At 38.9% G+C, this 18,060-nt stretch carries 23 protein-coding genes and 1 pseudogene; 11 read left to right on the forward strand and 13 right to left on the reverse strand.

Features of this window, described 5'->3' with window-relative positions; translation table 11 throughout:
- The first annotated feature begins 83 nt into the window (after positions 1-83).
- From CNR22_19740 to CNR22_19780, 9 genes are all read left to right on the forward strand, one after another.
- Entirely contained in the window at positions 84-443 is a 360-nt protein-coding gene (locus CNR22_19740) for a hypothetical protein (protein ID PBQ33920.1), read from the forward strand.
- A gap of 9 nt (positions 444-452) precedes the next feature.
- Entirely contained in the window at positions 453-785 is a 333-nt protein-coding gene (locus CNR22_19745; GenBank protein PBQ33921.1) for a transcriptional regulator, read from the forward strand.
- 51 nt (positions 786-836) lie between these two features.
- Positions 837-1,310 (forward strand): hypothetical protein, encoded by a 474-nt coding sequence (locus CNR22_19750; GenBank protein ID PBQ33922.1) that lies wholly within the window; start codon positions 837-839, stop codon positions 1,308-1,310.
- Positions 1,311-1,331: 21 nt separating this feature from the next.
- Entirely contained in the window at positions 1,332-2,390 is a 1,059-nt protein-coding gene (locus tag CNR22_19755) for a pyridine nucleotide-disulfide oxidoreductase (protein PBQ33923.1), read from the forward strand.
- 2 nt (positions 2,391-2,392) lie between these two features.
- On the forward strand, positions 2,393-3,004 hold the full coding sequence (locus tag CNR22_19760) for a protein-tyrosine-phosphatase (protein ID PBQ33924.1): 612 nt from the start codon (positions 2,393-2,395) through the stop codon (positions 3,002-3,004).
- 175 nt (positions 3,005-3,179) lie between these two features.
- Positions 3,180-3,419: a hypothetical protein gene (locus CNR22_19765; GenBank protein PBQ33925.1), complete on the forward strand. Its 240-nt coding sequence runs from the start codon at positions 3,180-3,182 to the stop codon at positions 3,417-3,419.
- 9 nt (positions 3,420-3,428) lie between these two features.
- Positions 3,429-4,499, forward strand: coding sequence for an arsenical-resistance protein (arsB, locus tag CNR22_19770; protein PBQ33926.1), 1,071 nt, complete (start codon positions 3,429-3,431; stop codon positions 4,497-4,499).
- Positions 4,500-4,502: 3 nt separating this feature from the next.
- Positions 4,503-5,348 carry a hypothetical protein gene (locus CNR22_19775; GenBank protein ID PBQ33927.1) on the forward strand — a complete coding sequence of 282 codons (846 nt, stop codon included), beginning with the start codon at positions 4,503-4,505 and terminating at the stop codon, positions 5,346-5,348.
- Positions 5,349-5,719: 371 nt separating this feature from the next.
- Positions 5,720-5,899, forward strand: coding sequence for a hypothetical protein (locus tag CNR22_19780; GenBank protein ID PBQ33928.1), 180 nt, complete (start codon positions 5,720-5,722; stop codon positions 5,897-5,899).
- 151 nt (positions 5,900-6,050) lie between these two features.
- Here CNR22_19780 and CNR22_19785 read toward each other — a convergent pair whose 3' ends face one another.
- The 13 genes and pseudogenes from CNR22_19785 to CNR22_19845 all read right to left on the reverse strand — a co-directional run bounded on the left by CNR22_19785 (position 6,051) and on the right by CNR22_19845 (position 16,795).
- Positions 6,051-6,293, reverse strand: coding sequence for a hypothetical protein (locus CNR22_19785; GenBank protein ID PBQ33929.1), 243 nt, complete (start codon positions 6,291-6,293; stop codon positions 6,051-6,053).
- A 110-nt stretch (positions 6,294-6,403) separates the two neighbouring features.
- On the reverse strand, positions 6,404-7,117 hold the full coding sequence (locus CNR22_19790; GenBank protein ID PBQ34955.1) for an esterase: 714 nt from the start codon (positions 7,115-7,117) through the stop codon (positions 6,404-6,406).
- A 29-nt stretch (positions 7,118-7,146) separates the two neighbouring features.
- Positions 7,147-7,980 (reverse strand): 4,5-DOPA dioxygenase extradiol, encoded by an 834-nt coding sequence (locus tag CNR22_19795; GenBank protein PBQ34956.1) that lies wholly within the window; start codon positions 7,978-7,980, stop codon positions 7,147-7,149.
- A 106-nt stretch (positions 7,981-8,086) separates the two neighbouring features.
- Positions 8,087-8,665 carry a polyketide cyclase gene (locus CNR22_19800; protein PBQ34957.1) on the reverse strand — a complete coding sequence of 193 codons (579 nt, stop codon included), beginning with the start codon at positions 8,663-8,665 and terminating at the stop codon, positions 8,087-8,089.
- 92 nt (positions 8,666-8,757) lie between these two features.
- Positions 8,758-9,356, reverse strand: a pseudogene (locus CNR22_19805) (NADP oxidoreductase coenzyme F420-dependent).
- A gap of 94 nt (positions 9,357-9,450) precedes the next feature.
- A complete protein-coding gene (locus tag CNR22_19810; GenBank protein PBQ33930.1) occupies positions 9,451-10,062 on the reverse strand; it encodes a cyclic nucleotide-binding protein in 612 nt (203 codons plus the stop codon).
- Positions 10,062-10,658, reverse strand: coding sequence for a cyclic nucleotide-binding protein (locus CNR22_19815; GenBank protein ID PBQ34958.1), 597 nt, complete (start codon positions 10,656-10,658; stop codon positions 10,062-10,064). Before CNR22_19815 ends, CNR22_19810 begins: the two co-directional genes overlap by 1 nt.
- 83 nt (positions 10,659-10,741) lie before the next feature.
- Positions 10,742-12,304 carry an ABC transporter permease gene (locus CNR22_19820; GenBank protein PBQ33931.1) on the reverse strand — a complete coding sequence of 521 codons (1,563 nt, stop codon included), beginning with the start codon at positions 12,302-12,304 and terminating at the stop codon, positions 10,742-10,744.
- Positions 12,304-13,227 (reverse strand): glycine/betaine ABC transporter ATP-binding protein, encoded by a 924-nt coding sequence (locus CNR22_19825; protein PBQ33932.1) that lies wholly within the window; start codon positions 13,225-13,227, stop codon positions 12,304-12,306. The genes CNR22_19820 and CNR22_19825 overlap by 1 nt, the downstream gene beginning before the upstream one ends.
- A 7-nt stretch (positions 13,228-13,234) precedes the next feature.
- The gene (locus CNR22_19830) at positions 13,235-14,419 is read right to left on the reverse strand and encodes a sulfatase maturase (GenBank protein ID PBQ33933.1); all 1,185 of its coding nucleotides are present in this window, start codon (positions 14,417-14,419) and stop codon (positions 13,235-13,237) included.
- A 15-nt stretch (positions 14,420-14,434) separates the two neighbouring features.
- On the reverse strand, positions 14,435-15,430 hold the full coding sequence (gene egtD, locus CNR22_19835) for an L-histidine N(alpha)-methyltransferase (protein ID PBQ33934.1): 996 nt from the start codon (positions 15,428-15,430) through the stop codon (positions 14,435-14,437).
- A gap of 11 nt (positions 15,431-15,441) precedes the next feature.
- Positions 15,442-16,410, reverse strand: coding sequence for an NADPH:quinone reductase (locus CNR22_19840; GenBank protein PBQ33935.1), 969 nt, complete (start codon positions 16,408-16,410; stop codon positions 15,442-15,444).
- Between the two features lie 4 nt (positions 16,411-16,414).
- On the reverse strand, positions 16,415-16,795 hold the full coding sequence (locus CNR22_19845; GenBank protein PBQ33936.1) for a hypothetical protein: 381 nt from the start codon (positions 16,793-16,795) through the stop codon (positions 16,415-16,417).
- 160 nt (positions 16,796-16,955) lie between these two features.
- Between CNR22_19845 and CNR22_19850 the strand changes: the two genes are divergently transcribed.
- Both CNR22_19850 and CNR22_19855 read left to right on the forward strand, forming a co-directional pair.
- Positions 16,956-17,441, forward strand: coding sequence for a DUF4440 domain-containing protein (locus tag CNR22_19850; protein ID PBQ33937.1), 486 nt, complete (start codon positions 16,956-16,958; stop codon positions 17,439-17,441).
- Positions 17,442-17,515: 74 nt separating this feature from the next.
- Positions 17,516-18,034 carry a hypothetical protein gene (locus tag CNR22_19855; GenBank protein ID PBQ33938.1) on the forward strand — a complete coding sequence of 173 codons (519 nt, stop codon included), beginning with the start codon at positions 17,516-17,518 and terminating at the stop codon, positions 18,032-18,034.
- The last annotated feature ends 26 nt before the right edge of the window (positions 18,035-18,060 follow it).

An 18,060-nucleotide genomic window follows, 5' to 3' on the forward strand; every position in this document is an offset into this window, starting at 1 on the left:
GTAAGCTGTTTAAAATCAGTTATTTGTAAACAATTTATCAAGCAGTCTTTTTAGTGTAAAAATAGTATCGTAATTTTACGATTATGGAGAGAAAATTTCAAAACAACAAAGAGCAGATTATTTTTTCGAAGATGTGCAGTGCGCTGAGTAATACAACTCGTATAGCAATATTGCAACAGGTGGCAAAAACTGACTCCTGCATTACCGGGGATTTTATGGAGATGGAAGAGATTTCAAAATTCACTGTAGGACAGAATGTAAAACAGTTAGCCAAATTAGGGCTAATCAATGGTTCGTTCACAAAAAAGACAATGAGCTACTGTATCAACTACGAAAAACTAGAACAATGGAAACAGGGAGTGGATGAACTTTATCTGTCCTTAATAAGAAATAAGGATAAAGTAAATCCCAACAATACACCCTGTTCAAATGAAGAATGTTAAAGAATAACTATGGGAACTACAAAAACAGAAGAATTTACAATTAAAGACAATAAGATTGCCAAATATGCTAAAGCCCTTGGGCATCCTGCGCGTGTTGCCATATTGCAGGTTCTTATTAAAAAACAAGCCTGCATTTGCGGAGACATTGTAGACGAGCTCCCTTTGTCTCAAAGTACGGTATCGCAACATTTAAAAGAATTGAAAGAAGCGGGCCTTATTAAAGGTGATATTGATGGCGTGAAGGTTTGCTATTGTATTGATGAAAAGGAATGGGCAAATGCTCAAAGTTACTTAAGCACATTTTTCGAAGCTTATAAAATAAATAAAAATAAATGCTGCTAAAAAATAGCTGTATCGAATTAGAATGCCAACCAAATAGTAAATACAAAGAATATGAAACTCTCTGAATTAAAAGTAAAACTAAACACTATCCAGGAAATAAATTTTGAATTGCCGAATGGCACTATTGTTCCTCAATATTTCCATGTCACAGAAATAGGTGAAGTAACCAAGCACTTTATAGATTGCGGTGGAACGGAAAGAAAAGAAAAGGTGGTGAATTTCCAATTATGGGAAGCCGGTGATTTTGATCACCGTTTAGCGCCTAAGAAGTTAAACGACATTATCACCCTATCGGAAAGAGTATTAAAAATTGAAGATGGAGAAATTGAGGTAGAATATCAGGGAGAGACTATCGGTAAATACGGTTTAAGTTTTAACGGTAAGAACTTTGTATTGTCTAACAAGCAAACAGACTGTCTTGCTCCTGATAAATGCGGCATTCCTGTTGACAAGCAAAATATAAAACTCGCAGATCTACAAACGGCTAGTCAAAACGCTTGCACCCCAGGCGGTAAATGTTGCTAATTAAATAAAAAAAGTAGAATGATGGATGCCGTTTGGGACGTGTTGGTAATAGGCGGCGGGCAAAGTGGCCTCGCTAGTGGTTACTACCTTAAGCGGGCCGGATTAAATTATATAATTCTTGATGATCGGGAAACAGGCAGTGGAGCATGGCTGCATGGTTGGGATAGTTTGACACTTTTTTCACCAGCTCAACACAGTTCACTACCAGGCTGGATGATGCCAAAATCTGAAACTATTTTTCCCTTAAAAAAGGAAGTCATTAACTATCTTTTAGAGTATGAAAAACGGTATTTACTACCCATTAAGCATTCTGTAAAAGTAAAACATGTAGTTAAAGAAGGTAAAAAATTTAGGATAGAAACAGATAAAGGAGATTTTTTTGCACGCACTGTTATTTCTGCTACGGGAACATGGAGCAATCCATTTATACCTAACGTAAAGGGTATTGAACTTTATACCGGTGACCAAAGCCACTCAGCCAGCTATAAAAACTCAGATTCATTTATAGGATCAAAAGTATTAATTGTAGGTGAAGGCAACTCAGGCGCACAGCTAATAGCGGAAGTATCTAAAGTAGCCAGCGTGAAATGGTCAACCAAAAGGCCGCCTGAATTTTTACCGGACAATGTGGATGGGCATGTGCTATTCAATGCAGCTTCAGCAAAGTATCATGCAGAGAAGGAAGGTAAACCATTTGATCAAACGCAATACAGTCTCGGAAATGTGGTAATGGTTCCACCAGTAAAAGAAGCCCGCGAAAGAGGCGTTCTTCATTCTGTTGGTAATTTTAATGAACTCTACGAGCGTGGGGTGATCTGGGCGGATGGGACAAAGGAGGAATTTGATGCAATCATTTGGTGTACAGGTTTCGGTTATGTTACCCAACACTTAGCATCTCTTATTCATACAGACGAAAGAGGAAAAGCAGAAACGCAGGAAAGCAAGTCGATGGAGGTTGATGGTTTATGGCTTGTGGGCTATGGCGGCTGGACGGGCTTCGCATCGGCTACTCTTATTGGAGTTGGCAGGACAGCAAGAGATACAGTTAAACAAATTGAAGACTATTTAAAAATAAATTAAGAATGTTTACAGCAATAAAAAACTATTGTGATACCCTTAAAACACAGTTCGATGAAATACCAAAGGAAAGAAAAACCTTATTGGAAAAAATATCTCAATACATAGCAAAAAAAGGTTTAGGCAATGAGCCTGTTAATCTTATATACATTTGTACGCATAATTCTCGTCGTAGTCATTTTGGACAGATTTGGGCGAAGGTAGCCAGTCAATATTATAACGTTCCAAATATTACTACTTATTCTGGTGGTACTGAAGCTACAGCGTTTAATAGCAATGCCATTAATGCATTAATCAGAGCGGGCTTTCATATTAAACCAATAAGCTTTGATAAGAATACTATTTATCATGTGCATTACGATGATAATCAAAGTCCGCTAGAGTGTTTTTCTAAAGTTTATGATGATCCAAAAAATCCACAAAAAGATTTTGTAGCAATTATGACTTGCAGCGATGCGGAAGAAAATTGCCCGTTTATTCCAGGTGTCGATTTAAGAATTGGCACTACCTATGACGATCCCAAAGCATTTGACAATACAGAACAACAAGATGCCAAATACGATGAAAGATGCCGGCAGATTGCTTTAGAAACTCTTTACGTGTTTTCTAAAATTTAAAATAGTGCATGCAAGGGCTTAATTTTATATTCATTTCGTTCTTCTTATTTTGTGCGTTAATTCTTAACTCGCAAAACATTAACGATGGAGGGGTCTTTCCCACAATAGATCACTCAGGAAGTTTAATAAGTAAACTGACGGATAAATTTTTACTAACAGGAAGTTATGTCTATCCATGAAAAATTATATTTCACTGCTTATGAGGAAGCTTTTTTCCAACACATTTATAAACCCCGGTGCTGTGTATGGAGAAAATTGGGCGTATGCAGCATCAGGAAAAAAACTAAACAAAAGAAATAAAATTGAAATAGGTATTTTGTATATCACCTGGAACATTGGAAATAGAAATTGGTTTAATCACTATTATTTACAAGCTACCCGGATCACCTACATAGATTTTACAAAAAACAAATAGTAACAAGATATGACAGCAAACGATTGTGCTCCCGCAGCAGGAAGAAAAAAATTAAGCTTTCTGGACAGATACTTAACTTTATGGATATTTTTAGCAATGGCAATTGGTATTGCCATTGGTAACTTCTTTCCTTCTTCTGCAACCTTTATTAATTCGTTTTCAAGTGGCACAACAAATATCCCATTAGCTATTGGATTAATTCTGATGATGTATCCGCCATTAGCAAAAGTACGGTATGAAAAAATGGGCGAAGTGTTTCGCAATACAAAAGTTCTAGGAGCGTCACTGTTTCTTAATTGGATCATCGGACCGATTCTAATGTTCGTGCTTGCGATTCTTTTTTTACATGATTATCCTGAATACATGATTGGTTTAATTCTTATTGGATTAGCGCGCTGTATTGCAATGGTTGTAGTGTGGAACGAATTAGCCGACGGTGACAGGGAATACGCAGCCGGATTAATCGCACTGAATAGCATCTTTCAAGTTTTGTTGTATAGTGTTTACGCCTACTTTTTTATAACAGTATTACCACCGTTAATTGGAATGAAAGGTTTGGAAGTAAATATTACTATTGGAGAAATTGCAAAAAGTGTCGGCATTTATCTCGGCTTGCCATTTGCAGCGGGCTTAATTTCACGGTTGGTATTGGTAAAGCTAAAAGGTATTGATTGGTACGACATAAAATTTATACCTCTCATTTCACCAATAACATTGATAGCATTGCTGTTTACAATCGTTGTTATGTTTAGCTTAAAAGGGGAGTTAATAGTGCAGATTCCCTTTGACGTGTTGCGAATCGCAGTGCCTTTAGTCATCTACTTTGCTATCATGTTTTTTATCAGCTTCTTCATTGGGAAGAAGATGGGTGCTGATTATTCTAAAAGTACCTCTATAGCTTTTACAGCGGCGGGAAATAATTTTGAACTGGCCATTGCCGTGGCCATTGGAGTATTTGGAATCAATAGCGGGCAGGCGTTTGTTGGGGTTATAGGGCCATTGGTAGAAGTACCGGCCTTAATTCTATTGGTAAATGCCGCATTTTGGATAAGAAATAGATATTATAAAACAAACAGCTAATAAATGGAAGGAAAAAAATCGTTTTGGACAACACTAACAGGAGGTCTTGCATCGGCAGCTCCGATTTTGTTTTCAGTATGCAAAGGGGGCGCTTGCGTAGGTGTTTGTGTAAGTCCGGTAGCATCGTTATTTGGAATCTCATCCGCAACCGTGGCCGCATCGCCTATTGTAAATGCACTTGAACCATTGTTGATCGCTCTTAGTGCTGTTTCATTTACTATTTCTTATTATTCGTTGTACGTACTGCCAAAACTAAACTGCACTACTCCGAACGGTTGTGCTTGCGAGCCCAGTGTAAAAGAGAAGCGTAAATTAAATATTAATAAAGCTGTTTTCTGGATCGGTCTTATTTTGAGTAGTGGGTTCTTAAGTTATTTTGAGATAACGAAATACCAAGCTAATGTTGCTGCTGCCCAGCCAACTGAATGCAGTGCGGGAGAAGAATGTACTCCCGGATCATGTTCGGAAGAAAAGGAATCGGCAGTAGTAAGTGAATGCGATTCCACGTCGAATTGTTGCACCTCAGAAGATAATAATGTAATGGGAAAACCTAAAGAAATGGCTTGTAAACTCACAAGTCCTGAACTAAGAAAACGAAAAGAGACCGTTTTGGCCGAGCTCCGAAAAGCGGTGATTGAAAGAAAAGAATTGGTAAATGGCTATGCCTTTAAATTCAATTGTTCAGACCAAATGCTTGATAAGCTGAATGAATTTATAAAATCTGAACGCCAGTGCTGCGATTTTTTCACCTTCAACGTTTTGACTTCAGGTGAAGAAGTTTGGCTGGAATTAACAGGAGAAGAAGGTGTGAAAGACTTTATTAAAACTGAACTGGAACTTGTAGAATAATTAATCTTACCAGTTACAAGTTTTTTCACCTATAACTGGTTTCCGTAAAAGTCCCAAAATTTGAGCAAGAACCCGCTTGTCTTCTAGTAAGTCGTTCGTAATTTGTATCTGAGGGGCTACTAAAGGAAACCTTTCAGTTGAGCTGAAAGGTTTTTTTATTTTATCACCGCACGCAAGCTCGCTTGCAGGCCGGGGGAAAATAAAAAAGGATCAGGCGCAAAAGTTGTGGAAGCAAATATGGATCAGGTGTTGCCCTATCGTAAAAGAAAATGTTAACTCCACTAAACATTTCAAAACGATCGTTTATTGCGAAGGAGTGTCGGTTTTAAAATGGATCGAAACTTTTCTGGCTTAGGCCTGTAAGCGACAGGATATTGTCAAAGGAGTTGAAAGACCTGGAAGCAAATAAACTCATTGTTCGAAAAGTTTACGATGCATTTCCTCCTATTGTTGAGTATTCCGCTACCAAACATACAGACACATTGCCTACGGTTATTGATGCGCTTCGTAAATGGGGGCATTTTCACAGAAAGAAAATTATCGGGAAGTAGTTTTTTTCTTATCAAGTTTTTTTATTTTGGATCAATCGCCAAGCTTGCTTGAGGGTGAATTTGATTGCTGCGCAAGGGGTTGCTGAATGCCAGCATAGATGGATCAATAGGCATAAAATCGACTCTTACATGAATGATTAAGTTTACACCACTAAAATGTTAAAATCGAAAAGGGGCCGGTTTTTCTGCCTGTTGTATCCAGGCCATATTGAGCGACGTTCGGAAGAATTTCTTTAATTCTTTTTTGAACATCTTCCGTCATGCTATTGATGAGATGTGTTGCACCAAGTTCTTTAGCAAATAGCGACCATAATAAAATCTCTTGCCACCCTATCGGTGTGGCAAATTCCTGTCGCCATAATGCGAACCAGAATTTCGTCTGGCTTTGGATCATCGAGCAATACCTTTTTGTAATTCAAATTTGCCACCCTTTTTGCCGACTACCGCGGCTGTAATTTCTTTTTGCATAATAAACTATTTTAATTGGTTAGTATTTAAATAGTTTTAGTTGGCGTTAAACCAGCTATTTAAGTCATTCAGTTCCTGTTCTATAATCTGATGTCCCATTGCGTATTCGTGATAGCTTAACTTTACCTTCTGCTGCTCTAAGTAGGTTTTAGCAGCTTTAGCATAGGCTACCTGTAAAGTTCCATCCTGATTGCCATGCGCAAGAAATACATTGAGTTGCTGGAGATCTTTTGCGTTCAACACAGAAGGCTTAATTTCATCCATCAATCTTCCGCTAAGAACTGCAATGCCTTTGAGCAATTCCGGATGCGTTAGTCCAACATTAAAACTCATGATCGCACCCTGGCTAAAACCACCCAGATACACTTCATCAAGATCATACTTCTTTTTAATTTCCGTTATAAAATCAATTATGATCTTTCTGCTTGATATTTCCTGCTCATGGTTAAAAACGGGTTTGCCAGTTGAAAAGTCAACCTGATACCAGGCATAGCTGCCTTCGCTCAGAGTAACCGGACCTCTTGCTGAGATGACTATAAGGTCTTTTGGAAGTTGAGAAGCCAGGCTAAATAGGTCCTGTTCGTTACTTCCAACTCCGTGTAACAGAATTACTGCTTTATGTTTTACCGATTTGATTTGAGGTTCATGCACCAAATATTTTAAGCCGGACTTGCTGGATATTAATTCGTTCATTTTTATTTCTTTTCCTTTAGTTGTTTGTGCTGCGATAATGCCTGTAATAAAAAGCATTATTGAAATGTATTTTAGTTTAAGTGTCATTAGCCGATTTTTACCGATGTCATTGTTAAAGAACCTCCAACTGCCTTGTCATTAAAAAATGATACCGGCTCATTTTTTCCTTGCAAGCCGAGCGAATACATTAATGGTAAATAATGTTCGGGGGTAGGGATAGCCATCAGTGCGTCTTTTCCAAGGGAAGAATAATTGATCAAAGGTTTGTGATCTCCATTTTGGATAAAGCCTTTGAATTTATTATTGATACCGATTGCCCAATCGTATCCGTATTCGGTATCATTCAATTTATCCCAAGCCACCATGCCAAGGTTGTGAACGATATTGCCACTACCCATAATTAAAACTCCTTTTTTGCGTAGTGCATAAAGTTCTTTTGCAAGATCGTAATGGTATTGAGGCCCTTTGTTATAATCTATGCTTAACTGTAAGACCGGGATATTAGCATCAGGATACATGTGTCTGACAATAGTCCAGGTACCGTGATCTAAACCCCAGTCGTGATCCATCTCAACTTTAGCAGAGTGAATTAATTTTACAGTTTCAGCAGCTAAAGCCGCATTGCCGGGAGCGGGATATTGTACCGCAAAGAGTTCTTTTGGGAAACCACCAAAATCATGGATGGTTTTTGGAAAATCCATTGCGGTAATCTTAGTGCCATTCGTAAACCAATGGGCTGAAATGACCAATACAGCTTTAGGAGTAGAAATTTCTTTCGCCATTTGTTTCCAGCGACGATTAAATTCTGAATCTTCAATTCCGTTCATTGGAGAGCCATGACCTACAAATAAAACCGGCATCACTTCTTCCTGTTCTTTCAATTCTTGTGTAAAGTTTTTAAAAGCCGAAAGTGTTGTGATTCCCATTGCTGCAACTGCTGCTGATTGTATGAATTTTTTCCTGTCCATGATTTCTATGTTTTGAAAAGAAGAGGTACTTGATAGCACCTCTTCTTTTGATTAATTATTATTTTAAACCTAATTGTGTGGCGTAGGTTTGATTGTCCCAGAACAAATGTTCTTCTATCATCACACCGTTTTCCCAAAGTCCTACAGTTGCCATTGGCATTTTAAAAGCTTTGCCAGTTGGTTGAATAAATTTGCCACCACCAATTGGCATTGGTAATGTGAATGTTCCTTCAAAAACGCCGGTTACGATGGTGTATTTTCCTGAGCCAAATTTAATTGGATGTTCTTTGATACGTGTATCAGGAGCATGTACAAATAATTTTTTCAGATCTTCAATATGCGTTTCAATACCTTGCGCAAGGTGTCCATCAGGCCAGAATACTTTAATGTTTGCTGCATGGCTTTCTTTTAATCTGTCCCATTTTTGGTTGCTGAATACATCAAAATCGAGTTCGTCAAATGTTTTTAAGTGTGCAGCGATGCTGTCGTTTTCAGAAGCAACTTTTAAAGCAAGTTGTTTCAAACTTTCGATTTCTTCGTTAGAAACTTTAGAAGAATTGTCCGCTGGTTGTTGGCAGCTTTGAAAAAGGCCTGCTGAAAGCGCAAGAGTTAAGATTGTCAGTTTAATTGTTTTCATGTTGATTGGTTTTATTTTAAGGTTAATTGTATTTGAATTATATTTTTGATTTTGCTTCTTCAAGTGTGACAGCTTTACCCATAGCTCCGAATTCATGCAGATCTCCGAAAACTTCCATGCGAATAGATTGATCTAATGCCCCAAGTCTTACAGGTTCAAAGCCGTTATCTTTTATAAGTTGCTCAATGGCTGGATTGATTGTAACATCGTCTGTAGCATAAAATTCTACTGAAACTGGATTACTAAAAGCAGCAATCGAAAGAGAGGCAGCACCGAGACTTCCGAGAGCTTTTGCCAACTTTGCGTTTTCAGGTAACAAGGTTGAAAGAATTTGCCCGGACGATTCATTTTGTCCGATTATTTTTTTGAATCCGCCTTTTTCGTCCGGTGCAATTGGATTAGAAGGATCGATAATGATTTTGCCTTCTAATTCAGTAGCATATTCGATAAACAGTTCTTTAATAGAAGCAAAGTAAACGGCAAATACAATAATATCTGCCCCTTTAATAGCATCTGCTATTTCCGCTGGTTGAGCAAGTGTACCTAAAGTTTCAGATAGTTCTTTAGCTTTTGAAAACGTTTTATCTGCCAGAATTACTTCGCGTTTGCTTTTTACAAGATTTGTAGCAAGTGCGTTTCCTATATTGCCTAGCCCAATAATGGCTACTTTTTGTTTTGTTGAATTTTCCATGATCGTTTGTATTAGATTAAATTTCTGATACAAAGATCGGTAGAGTGAAGACCTCGGGCCAATGACCTAGTTTAGGAAATACTCTTAAACTAGTTTAAGGGTGCTTCTGGGATACCCGCTCATTGCGGATTCGGCTTAGAAATTCGGGCGTAATGCCGAGAAAAGAGGCTATGTAAGTATTAGGTACACGGTTCACAATAGTGGGGTATTGTTTCAGAAAGGACTCGTAGCGCACCCGCGCATCGGTACTGATGTTTTGTAATAGTCGCTCTTGTAAACCCACAAGATTATTTTCCATCAATACTCTAAAGATCTGGTTGAATTTTGGAGCAATTTCGTAAAGATTCAATAGGTCATCATGGCTAATCTGCAAAACTACCGTTTCTTCTATGGCCTCTATATTCAACGCAGAAGGATACCGTTTGTAGAAACTTCCAAGATCTGACACCCACCAGTTTTCAATAGCAAACTGAATAATATGTGTAGTTCCCGAATCATCTACTTTATACATGCGTAAACAACCTTTAACCACAAAGGAGATGGTATTGCACAAATCACCTTCCTGTAGTAAAAATTGTTTTTTTCGATACAGGCGGGAATGAAATTTATTTGATACTAACTCTGTTTCCTCTGTCGTTAACGGCATAATGCGGTTAAAATAATCCACCAAAGGCGCGGCAGAACTGGGTAATGGAGTTGCTTTCATTATTTAGCCGTTTTTCTTTTTACTGATTTGCGCGTGGATATTTTCTTTCTGATCTTACTCAGAAATTGTGGTGTAATACCAAGATAGGAAGCAATCTCTGTATTGGGCAGCCTGTTGATCAATTGCGGATATTGTTCCCTGAATGTAACATACCTGTCATCTGCCGTAGAGCTGATGCTTTGCAACACGCGATTTTGCAATTCGATATATTTTTGTTCAATAATGATCCGAAAATTACGATCAAACTTATGGTAATTGATATACAGGTAAAGCAGATCGTCATGCGCAATTTGCAGAACCAGCGAGGGCTCTACAGCCTCAATATTCAGCTTGCTTGGGCTCATCTCATAAAAGCTTTGAAAGTCTGCTATCCATTCGTTTTCGGCAGCGAACTGCAAATTATGTTCAACACCTTTTAGATCAACAGCAAACATTTTAAAACATCCTGACACAACAAATGAATAGTGTTTGCAAACATCGCCCTCCTGGAGGAGATAGTTTTTACGTTTTATAGTACGTTCAGTAAACAGACGTGTGACTTCATCACGCTCTTTTTTATTCAGAGGGAAAAACTCTTTAAAATGACGATAAACAATCTCCTGAGACTCTTTTGATATTTGATTTTGGGCTGCGATAGCGGTAGTTTTGGTTATTGGTAAAGGTATGAAAAAACCGCTTTTTAGTTGTCTTTCATACAACTTTTAAGGTCTGAAATAGTCTTGATTTTTAGTGTACTGGCTTGTTGCTCTCGCATCATAAGCGCATAGGTATTATTGAAGCCAAGCGGCATTAACCATTTAAGTCTGTATTTGTTTTGAAACTCTGTACTCACATAGTTGTAGGTACTTTTGGAATCGGCAGTCGCTCTTTTCACAACTTCGGGCGAGGGATTCAGAAGCACCAGTAGACCGGTTCCTGTATATTCCGGATAGAAGTCAATGCCATCATTCATTAAAGCGTCAAAGCATATTTTAGTGCCGCCTAAGCCTGTTTTTGTTTGTACTTTGTAATTGGTATAGCCTTCAACTATTATTCTATAGAGTTCTACCAGGATATACTGTTCTCCAAATATTTTCGAGCCAATTCGGACAGTGCCGTCATGACCACCTCTTGGCTCCTTATAAATACCGGCGCTAATTAAGAAATCCTTAGCCACTTTTTCGGGAGTTTGATTTAAATAGTCAGTTTTATAATTTAAATTAGTCATTACTGAATCGGTGATTCTTCCAGCCAGCAGGTTAAGTGTTTCTTCCAGATCAGGAAATTTTTGGAGCGTTGTGAACTTCATTATCGGTGCGGCCTGATAAGGTGGAAAGATCTTTTTATCATCATCAAGCACAGTAAGATTGTAAGCCTTGATCCTTCCATCCGTTGAGTAGCCACTGATCACATCCAGCTCTCCTTCATAAACAGCTTTATACATGATGGCATCACTAACAATGGTTGGATTCATATGCAGGCCATATACGGATCGTAATCCAAGATCGCCATCCTGCCGGCCCATAAACTCAGGTGTGAATGCTGCCACTAATTTTGAATTTGACCTTGGTATAAAAAACCAAAGACATGGAATAACAAGTATAATAACAGTAACAAACAGAACTTTTTTAAAAGCTCTGTAACTCAGGCGCTGCAAGCCCGCAATAACAGTATCAAGCACTATTGCCATAAGCGCAGCGGGTATAGCGCCTGCCAGTATCATGTTTGTATTGTTTAGAGAAATGCCACCAAATATAAATTCACCCAGACCTCCTGCCGCAACGAAAGAGGCCAGTGTAGCAACCCCAACATTAATAACAGCAGCCGTACGTATCCCGGCTATTATTACAGGCAGCGCCAAGGGTAATTCAACTTTAAAAAGAATTTGCGATTTACTCATGCCCAATGCGCGGGCAGCCTCCGTGGTGTCTAAGCTGACACCAACAATGCCGGTGAACGTATTACGAATAATGGGAAGTAAGGCATAGATTAAAAGCGCAACGATGGCGGGTTTTGCGCCAATGCCTAAAGCGGGAATCATGAAGCCTAGTAATGCAATGCTTGGTATGGTTTGCAACACACCTGCAAGGCCAAGAACCGGTTTTGAAAATCCTTTTCTGCGGACGATAAGAATACCCAATGGAACACCTATTGCAATCGCAAAGAGGAGGGAAATAAAAGTTAAGCCCAAATGTTGAAGTACTTGAGTAAACAACTTTTCGTGTTGATCGGAAATGAATTGCCAAAAACCTTGTTCTTCCATCAGTGTATAACTTTTTTTCGATAGTCATGAAATGCTTTGATCAGTTCATCATAGCTGTCGGAATATTTTTTATCGCTGCTCAGCTTTTCCATAGCAGCCCATACGCTCGCATTTAGGGGGAGAGCTGTGTCGATATATAGCTGTTGTGGATTTGCATGCAGGTGACCAAGATCTTGTAACTTTACGACCTGGTATTCCAACAAAAGCCTGTGGCTATTTAAAAACGTTTTCGCAAAATCATTTACCGGATTAAATAATAGCTCGGCAGGACTGCCTGTTTGTACGATAGCTCCTTTATCCATAAGGCAGATCTTGTCACCAAGTTTAAATGCTTCCTGCACATCGTGTGTTACCATTACAATGGTTTTGTTTTTCAGCTCTTCCAAAGCTTTAAATTCTGATTGAATGGCTGCTCTGGTAACATTATCTAAAGCACTGAAAGGTTCATCCATTAATAACACCGGACTATTGGAAATGAGTGCACGTGCGATACCAATACGCTGCTGCTGACCACCGCTTAATTCGCGAGGATACATATCAAGGATTTCTGTAGCGAGATTCAGCATTTGTAAGAGTTCGTATGTGCGCTTAGATATTCTTTTCTCATCCCATCGAAGTAGACGCGGAACAATTGCGATGTTATCGCGGATGGAATAATGAGGGAATAAACCGCCGTGCTGCATTACATATCCAATGCCTCTTCTAAGTTCTTCAGGTTTTTGATTCCGGATATCATTACCGTTCATTAAAATAGTCCCGGTATCTGGTTCGATCAGCCTATTCAGCATTTTAAGCGTGGTTGTTTTCCCGCAGCCACTTGTGCCCAGCAATACCAAGGTTTGTGATGAAGCAGCGCGAAAGGAAATGTTGTCTGCCGCTAATGCAGTACCAAATTTTTTTGAAATTTCCTTTACTTCTATCATCCTGTAATTATTTTGCTAGTCTTATACCTGTGAATTGCCATTTATGCCAGGGCTGAAAAAAGTTCCGGTAGGTTGGGCGGCTATGTTCTTTTGGTGTAGCAACAGATGCTCCGCGAAGTACCATTTGATTTACCATGAACTTCCCATTGTATTCACCAATAGCGCCGGCTTCTTTTTTGTATCCCGGATAGGGCAGATAAGCGCTGCCAGTCCACTCCCAGCGCTGCCCCCAGTTCGTTTTATCAGAGGCAACTTCCCATTCAAATTCGGTAGGAAGTCGCATCCCTTTCCATGCTGCAAACGCAGAGGCTTCGTAAAAGTTGATGTGGCAAACAGCTTCTTTCGGTGCTATTGGTTTTAACCCATTTAAGGTATAATTCATCCAGCCTCCATCCATTTGATGCCAGTATAATGGGGCTACAGCATTATGTTCATTTACCCATTGCCAACCATCGGCGTGCCAAAAGCGAAAATCGGTATAGCCTCCGTCTTTAATAAACTCAAGATATTCTTCATTGCTCACCGGTTCTGAAGCTATTTCAAAATCATGTAAAAACACTTTGTGACGTCCTAACTCATTGTCAAAACAAAAGGCGTTTTCTTTGAAACCGATCTCGTAGATACCTTCTGGTATTTTTATTGATTGTGCTAAGGAGATAGATTTTTCGGAAATTGACAACTCATTACCGTAGGCCGGAAATAAAGGATTGTGTCCTAAGATATATTTAATGTCAGAGTATAATAATTCCTGATGTTGTTGTTCATGGTTGAGACCTAATTCGAGCAAATCTTGCAGTTCAGAAGAGAGCGAGTGATTTTTTAAAAAGAGAGCCATTTCCATATCAACGTGCGTGCGATATTTGTAAACGTCATCAACGGAAGGCCTGCTTAAATTTCCCCTGTCTGTTCTGATCACACGGGCCCCAATGGTTTCATAGTAGCTATTAAAAACAAAATTATAGTGCGGATTGAATTCCTTATAATCCGGAAAATTAGGCTTTAGTATAAATGTTTCAAAAAACCAGGTCGTATGACCTAAGTGCCATTTGGGAGGGCTTACGTCTGCAATAGGTTGTACCACGTAATCTTCCGTTTCTAATGGGCTGCAAATTGCTTCAGAATGTTTTCGGACTTCGGCATATTTCTTAATAAGCTCTTGTGTGCGGGTATCTATTAAGGCTTTATTTTCCATGACTGTAATATAAATTTAAATTGCGAGCCAAATTGAATCGACAAACCACTTTTTAGAATCCATTACCTCGCTAACTGGCTCAAATCCTGACTTTTCAGCCATATCACGTGTATTGGAGAGTGAGAATTTCTGAGAAATTTCCATAAAGATAGCCTCATTCTTTTCGAAACAAATAGTTGCATTGTCTATTTGGACCTCCTGTTTACTAAGGCTTATCAGGTAACTCTTGCAGGCACCGGTTTTGGGATCGTAAGTTTGATAGTGTTGAAATTGTTTAAGATCGAAATTTGCATCTAGCTCCCTGTTAATACGTGTTAGCAGGTTCAGGTTGAATTTAGCAGTAACGCCGGACTTGTCGCTGTAAGCGTTTAAAATTGTTTGGGGATATTTTTTTAAATCAAAACCTATGAGAACCAGATCTCCGGGATGGAGTCTTTGTCTAAGTTCACTGCAAAATAAGTAGGCATCTTTTATCGGCATGTTACCAAGATTGCCACCAAGAAAAAGCACTACTTTTCTGCGCGATGATAAGGTGGATGCTTTGGAGAGCATATCGAAATATTCGCCCTCTAAACAAACAACATCTAAATCGGGAACCTCTTTACAAAGTTTTTCATCCAACACTCTGAGAATATTTCCAGAGATGTCTATCGGCATGTAGCTGAATTTAGCATGGCGCTTAACTAGTTCCTGGAGCAGGTAAGAAGATTTTGTCGCATCCCCGGCACCCAACTCGATAAGGTCGAATGAGTCGCCTTGTTTAGTGATCGCAGCAATGAGTTCTTCTGTTTTGTTTTTAAAAATGTCCAGTTCGCAACGTGTAAGATAATACTCCGGCAGTTCCATGATCTGCTGAAAGAGCTTGTCACCCTCTTTGTCATAAAAATATTTTGAGTGAAGGTGCTTAGGGCTGTTTGTCAGACCGTCGAGAATTTCTTCACGGAATTTATCAGAGGAATTAACCGGAGAGTGTTCCCGGTTTAATGTGGTTCTGTTTTTGTTTAAGATCATGATCAATTTTTTTATGTTACAATAACTATTTTACCGCCTCCCGTATTGCTTTCCATATAGCGGTGGGCTTCTGCAATATCTTTTAATTCAAACACCCTTTTAATACTTGGAATAACCGTGCCATCGGCCACAGCATCTACAAACTGCTGAAAAAACTTAGCTTCTACTCGCATTTGTCCACTATCATACACCGTGAGTCCAACAGTGGCGGGAATCACTTCCATTGGAGCGAAATCTTTAAAAGACCATTGCTCGGCCAGCATTCCCGTCATGCAGACAAGTCCGCCTTGTATAACGCAACGCAGCGAGTCTTTTAAAGTTGAAGTACCGATCAGTTCAAGCACTTTCTGCACTTTCACATGGGCATTGATCTTTATTCGTTCCGAGAGATTTCCATCATCCATAAGAACTTCATCAGCGCCGTTTTTAAGCAGCAAGTCCTTTTTCTCTACATTCCGTGTGGTGGCAATAACTCTTAATCCAGCATTTTTAGCGATTTGAGCTGCTAACAGCCCGACAGAAGATGTGCCGCCACGGATCAGCAATGTTTCTCCTGCCTGGATTTTAAGGCCGAGGTGTAATGATCCGTAGGCCGTTTGAAACATTTCGGGAAGTGCGCCCAAAGTCGACCAGGGAAGGTCACTTTTAAATGACTGTATTATTTCAATGGGAAGAAGCGTAAATTCAGCATAACTTCCATCGTAATCTCTCCCCATTCCACCCATAAAAGCAGCAACTTTTTCCCCTTTTTTAAATGTGCCTGACGGATCAGCTTCAACCTCGCCCACACATTCTATTCCCAAAACCCGTGGAAATTTTACACCAGGTGAGAATCCCTTGCGAGTCATTAGTTCCGAGCGGTTAAGCCCAAAAGCTCTCACTTTGATTAGAACTTGTCCTCTACCGGGTTGTTCTATCTCTTTTTCGAGAAGCTGGAAGTTTTCTGATCCACCCGCTTGTTTTAAAACTACTGCCTTCATAGTATTATGTACTTTCTACATTATTAAAAATGTAGCGATGTATTTTCCAGTTAGTGTCTTCGTTTTTTAATACAAAAAAATCGCGGCTGGACTTTTTTATAGTCTTTCCTGAGATTGTATCCAAGCTACTGGTATGTGCAATTGCTTCTACAAATGCGAAAGAGCCCTCTTCTGTAACATTAACCACTGAATATTCAATTGCAAATTTGTTGCTAGATAAATTGTTTTCGCCAGCCTTTCTTAATAAACCCGGATGTAAAGTTTTTACCCCTTCAGGCATGAACCTGGCTTCTTTCGTATAAAAAGAAGGGATCAGGTCTGCTTTAGCTGAATTGAGTACTGCGGCATAATCAGATAAAGTTTTTGAGATTGAATTATTTTCCATTTTGTTCTTTTTTATAAATACAAATTTCGTCAGTCTTCATCATTCCCACCCATCAACTAGTTTCATAAATACAATGAATGTTGTTTCACAGTATTTCTTAAAATAGATCAAGTGACCAAAAGGTTTGATTGCTGCAACTTTGCACCCTAAAATTTATAACATGAAAAAAATAATCTTAACAACAGCAATCATCGCTTCGGTATTTGCTACACAGCAAGAAGCAAAAAGTCAAACAAACAATGTAAAAACCACTGAAGTAGCTAGTAAGTCTGATAAAGGCACAATTGACAAATTAGTGCACACTTACTTTGATGCCCTAAATGCAGGAGATGCAAGCAAAGTTACTGCTCTATTCACTAAAGACGGCGTATTATTGGCGCAAGGCGCTCCAACAGCATCTGGTAGCGATCAGGTTAACGGTACATTCAAATATGTATTCGATAACTTTAAGTATTCATTACAAGTTACTATTGGTGACATTAATGTTATTGGTAATTACGCCATTGTGAGTTCAACTTCTAAAGGTTCATTCGTAATCACTGCAAAAGGAGAAACTGTACCGGCTGAATACCGTGAAACATTTGTTATGCAAAAAGAAAACGGCACATGGAAAATTGCCCGTTACATGTATAACCAACCAAAATAATTTTTCTTAATCAAAATGAGCCGGAAGTATTGATTAATCAATACTTCCGGTTTATCAATTAAATAAACATAACTATGGATGGAATATTTGTTGTAAGATATGAAGTGGGCGCCGAAGAATTAGATGTCTTTGAGACGTGGAAGTCAAAAATGGAATTGGTAATTCGCACGTTTAGAGGGTATAAAAACATTATAGATATACACGCTTCACCGAATAACGCCTATCACTATGTTGTAGTGAGATTTGATTCGACGGAGCATGCAAATGCATGGAAGAGTTCGGAAGAAAGGAAAACAATGCTTGAAGATTTAGGTGCCATGTGGTTAAGTTCAAAAGAAGAAGCCATTCATGAGTGGGACACATTCTGGCTCAGCAAAATGGTGAAAGCAAAAAAATGGAAACAATGGTTGGTAACACTAATGGCAGTGTATCCACTCACGATAGTTGTTCCTGTTGTAGTGAATTTTATAGAAACGCTAATCCCGCTTTCCTATTTTGCCGGGATTTTAAGAGCGATTTTTATTTCCGCTGCAATGATATTTTTCTTAATGCCGTTTATGATTGGAGTGTTTAAAAAGTGGTTGCAGAGATAGGTAAACCTAGAATTTTTAATTGTTTT

This window comes from Sphingobacteriaceae bacterium, from assembly GCA_002319075.1.
Classification (GTDB): Bacteria; Bacteroidota; Bacteroidia; order B-17B0; family Aurantibacillaceae; genus Aurantibacillus.